Raw genomic sequence first — 4846 nt, 5'->3', positions numbered from 1 at the left:
GTACGGCTGCCCCGCAGCCGGCCACCACGCCCGGCCCCGCCACCACATCTCGGCCCGTTCGGAACACCTCTGACGATCCGGAGTCCGATCGTCAGCAGCGTCTGGAGACGGACGAGGCGACCGGAGCACAGCGGTTCGTGGAGCCGATCCAGACGGTGGACACGACCGCGGCGGCCACGGCCCAGGGCGTGTCCATGGGTTCCATGGAGGGGGTCGAGGAGGCAGGGGAACCGGTGGACCCCGACGTGCGGCCTGCGGCGAGCTTCTATATCGAGGACGTTGAGCCGGAGTCTGAAGCGGCGCCGGCTGACGGGGCGGGGGGTGTGGCGCCGCGGGTTGCCGGGTCCGCCACGGCGGAACCGATCGAATCTGTTGGCCGGGGACCGGCGGGTCCTGGCGCGGGCGCGACGGGCACGCTGGAGGGACGGGCGGCAGCTTTGCCGTTTGCCGCGGATGTGGCCGCTTTGGCTGCCGGTGCCTCCGATGGCTTGATGGTCTCGATGGCTCAGGCGTCGAACAGTGGCCGGCCGGCGCCCAAGCGTAGGCGGGATGACGGTGTTCGCGGGCAGCACACGAGGGTCGAGGTGCAGGAGGCGGCATCCGGCTCCGACATGGAAGACATCGCCGACGTCCCCGGCGAGCGACCGCGGCCACAGGGTGAGTTTACCGACACGAACAATATGGACGCGGTGGATGGCGGCGAGCTGGGGACGCCGCCGTCTCGCCCTGGCGGGTGGGCGCTTGCCGGTGGGGTTGAGATCTGGCGCGGCGAGGTGAAGCCTCCGCAGGAGCTGGTGGAGTGGCCGAAGGACTGGTCGAATTACTACGAGAAGGACGAGCTCCCCCGTTGGAACCATGAGGAGGGGCGGAAGCTGGTGCCCCAGTTTGACGGCTACATGTCCCCGCTCTGCCACAGGCGTTTCGAGGCGCGGCGGTACCGGTTGCCGTTGGGGGAGTTCGGAACCCGGCTGGTGGTCCGCATACGGTTGGTGCCCGCGGACGGCGCGTCGGTCACCGAGGAACAGTTCAGCCAGCTGTTTCAGAGAGCCCAGAGCGGTGTCGACGAGCGGTACAACGGCGGCTCCCGGCTTCCCAACGGAGACCTGTTCCGGGTCGATCTGGAAATGGTGTCGGATCCCCATGCCGCCGCTCACCACGTCGTCCATGTGCACGCCACCTCCAGGCGGGCAAACTACGAGAACTGGCATCCCGATCTCAGCCCCGATGTGCTGGCCCACGAGGTGGGGCATCTGCTGGGTTTGGACGACGAGTACCGCGAGAGCCACGCCTTCGGCGCGCGCCCGATCTATCAGGACGGGGCTTTGATGACCGGCCCTATGAAGGTGGACGGCAGGGGACGTCCGGACCTGGACGTCGACCATCCCAGCCTTGACCCGAGCACCGGCCCGGACCGGTGGTGGCTTCCGCCCCGTCATCTGCGCCAGCTGGGGGCTGCGGTGGAGTCTCTTCAGGGCACGGCACGTCTCCGGGTTGACGGCGGGGCGGCCTTCTATGCCGATGACACGCTTTCACGGGAGGACGGGCTGCCGGCTCGTGCCCATTTCCCTGTGGACACCCGTACAGCGGTGTTGTACGGGGAGCCCGGCGTCGGGGGCGGTGGCTATTTGCCGCCGAGTGGCATATCGGATCGTGTGCGGCCGGTCGGGCTGGAGGAGGCCAATCCCAACGGGACGTACCGTGCCGAGTACGAGAGTCTGGCCCCGGGGCGGGAGCCGGGCAGCCTGTCGCGGGCGGTCGCGCCGGCGGACCGGCTGGACTCCGCGGCTGGCGATCTGCACGTTCGGCCGAAGCAGCCGGAGCGGGGACAGATGATGTTCCCCGTTTATTGGACCGAGGATGACGCCGTCTACGCGGCCGAGCAGGCGTACCTGCATGCCCTGCGCGAGCACGACATGCTCACCCGGACCCCGCGCCGGCATCCCCTGTCCGAGAAGAAGCCTCCCACCCCCCCCATCGTGGGCGGGCGCGGTGTCTACTACTGGGTCGGCGAGTACGCCGGTGTGCGGATCGAGGGGGAACTGCGCCACGGCTCGTTCACCGGATTCCGGCCCTCCGACGATCAGCCTGACCAGCCCGCCCCGGCCTACGTGCCGGCACCGGTGTCGGCTCCCAAGGCGGGCCCGGGCTCGAGCCCGGGCTTCGGCCAGCGGGTCGAGGACGTGGCCAGGTACGGCGACCGCCGCACCCGCACCGGCGCCCACCACGCGCCCAAGCCGGGCCAGGAGTACTACCACGGGATGCACATCGAGCCCGGCGAGGAGCACGACAACGGCACGTACCAGGCCGATGTCTGGTTCCTCGATCCGGCGCTGCGTTATGGCGACCCACGGGGGAGCGATCCCACCCGTTGGATCCTGCACCGGGACGGGTCCGAGCACGTCATGTTCCCCAATGTGTGGTCACCGAGCACTCTGCTGAAGGCCGTGGAGCAGGCGCACGCCGCGGCCGTCGCTGCGGGTACGTACCAGGAACTGCCCGGCCGTGACCGCACCCACCACTGGGTGGGCGAGGCCGGGGGTATCCGCATCGAGGGCCTGGTCCGGGACGGCCAGCATGTCGCCTACCGGCCCACGCAGGTACAGCCCCACCTCCGATGGCCCCAGCAGAGGCCGATCGGAGAAACGGCCGCCGTGCCGGTAACGTTCGGTAGCGGCGGGCCCCAGCACGGTGTCGACGTCCGGCGTGTGCTGTTCGCCGACGGGCAACGGGGTCTCGACCTCACGGCCCGGATCTACCTGGCCGCCGCGCCTGGCACCACACCCGCCGTGACGAACCTTCTCTGGCTGTTCCTGAAGGCGAAGGCGGAGTTTGTCTACGCCGGCATCACGCGCGGGTACGGGACACCGCTGGTCCGGTTGGCCCGCGTCGAGGACTCCCGGGCAGCGCACCACGTGGTCCCCGTGGACCTGAAGCCGAAGGACGCGACCCCGGAGAACCTGAACGGAATCGTGGACGGCCTGCCGGCTCTCCTGGGCCTGCCGACGAGCCCCGACGCGCTCAAGGACTTCGCCCGGGGGTTGGAGCAGGGGATGCCTGCGGGCGAATGGCTGCTGCCCCGGGGCGCCGACCCGGTGGAGGGGCGGGCGGCCATCGATCAGGCCCTCAACCTGCAGGTGCGGCCCCACCGCGGATGGCCTCAGGAGAAGCCGACCGGCGAGACGGCCGCCGTGCCGCTAACGTTCACCCGCGGCGGGCGGCAGTACGGCTTCGATGTCCGGCACGTGCTGTTGGCCAATGGACAGCGGGGCTTTGACGTCTCGGTCCGGATCCGCCTGGAAGCCGAGCCCGGCACCGTCCCCGCCCGGGTGAGCGAACTCTGGAATCGCTTGCGGGCGACAGTGGCCGAAGTCTACGGCGGCGTGGCGCGCGCGAATGGGGCGCCGCTGGTCCGGGTGTCGTTGACCCGGGTCGAGGATTCCAGGGCGGCGCACCACGTGGTTCCGGTCCGGCCGGATCCGAAGACCGACCAGGAGACCGTGGACGGCCTGTCGCTCCTTTTGGGCGTGCGGCCGGACACCGGCGAGTTCCGCGACTTCGCCCAAGTGTTGGACAGCGCCGCCCCGCGGATCGGCGCATGGGCGGTGCCCTGGGATGCCGACCCGGTGAGGGGGGCAGCAGCCATCACACACGCCCTGAGCCTGGCGGATCCGCTCAGCCAGCCCACCACGCTCAGTGAACCCGACCCGACGGCCCGCGACGACTCGCCGGTGAACACCGACGAAAGCTCCACCTCTCCCCTGACACCGCCTGCTGGGTCCGAAGCGGGGCCGACGCCGGCCGCGGCGGGCATGGCGGCGCCGGACGGCGGGCAGTTCGACATGTACGAGCTGGACCTTTCGGCAGAGGTGTTCGGCCTGTCTCCCGGCTCGGGTTCCCAGGACGGGACGCGCAGCGAGCCGTCCGTGATGGACGAGGAGATGGTGGACGATCTGGGCTTGTCGTCTTGGGAGATGGAGGGTGTGGCAGCGGACCAGGGGCACGCAGAGGGGTGGGAAGCGATCGGGTCGGCCGCGGCCGTGGCCGCGGCGCTGTTGGAAACGCCTCGGCCGATTGGGGCGGTTGGCGGGGTCCGTACGCCGGGTGCGGGGACTGGGGGCGCCGATGTGGCGCAGGCGTCTGTCGCGGGTGCTTTTGCCGGGGCCGGTCCTGATGCCACCCGCAGCACTCGTGCCGTTGATGCCCGGGTGGAGTCCGTGGGGGACGGGCAGCCCGCGGCCAGGAGACAGCGGCTGTTGGAGCCGAACGATCCGGACGGGTCGAACGCCGCTTCCGCCGGGGCCGGTCCCGCCAATGGCAGCCCTCGATCTCTTGGCGCTCTCGTGGAGTCCGCGGACGGGGCCCTGCCGAACCTGGGGGAGCTACTGCCGGGTGAAGAGCCCGACGTCGATGCGGGCGCGGGGAGCGTCGGTTCAGGGCAGCGGGATCCGAGCGCAGGCTTCAGGGCCAGATTGTCCAAGGCTGAATTGGAGGCGTCCAGGGCGGATGAGTGGCCGTCTGGGGCTGACGCTTCCGCTCCGGTGCTTGTGCAGAAGCTGCATGCCGTCCTGGGTACGGGTGTCGCAGTGGCCGGGGTGACCGGATCCCATCACGATCTAGTGACTCGATATGTGCGCGAAAAGACTGGACCGGGTTTTAGGAGCGTGGGGCGGTTCAGGGCTGAGTACGAGGCGTTGCGGTTGGAGTTGCTGCGGCTGCGGCAGCTGGGCGAGTCGTTCGATGCGAGGGAGTGGGTCCGCGCGCGGTCGGCGGCGCGGCGGGTTGGGGCCGGGTCTGGTGCGGAGCCGGCGGTGGACGTCCGCCTGGGGCAGCCGGTGTTGTCTGATGT

The 4846-nt window shown here is 70.4% G+C and carries 1 protein-coding gene; it reads left to right on the top strand.

The genetic code is table 11. From position 1 onward, the window contains the following. Positions 1-137: 137 nt before the first annotated feature. A partial coding sequence (locus ABZZ20_RS35360) for an EndoU domain-containing protein (RefSeq protein ID WP_356876879.1) occupies positions 138-4846 on the top strand: 4709 nt, incomplete at its 3' end.

This window comes from Streptomyces sp. NPDC006430 (assembly GCF_040612395.1).
Classification (GTDB): domain Bacteria; phylum Actinomycetota; class Actinomycetes; order Streptomycetales; family Streptomycetaceae; genus Streptomyces.
Note: the sequence above shows the minus strand (reverse complement) of the source record. Positions and strands in the feature narration are given on the sequence as shown.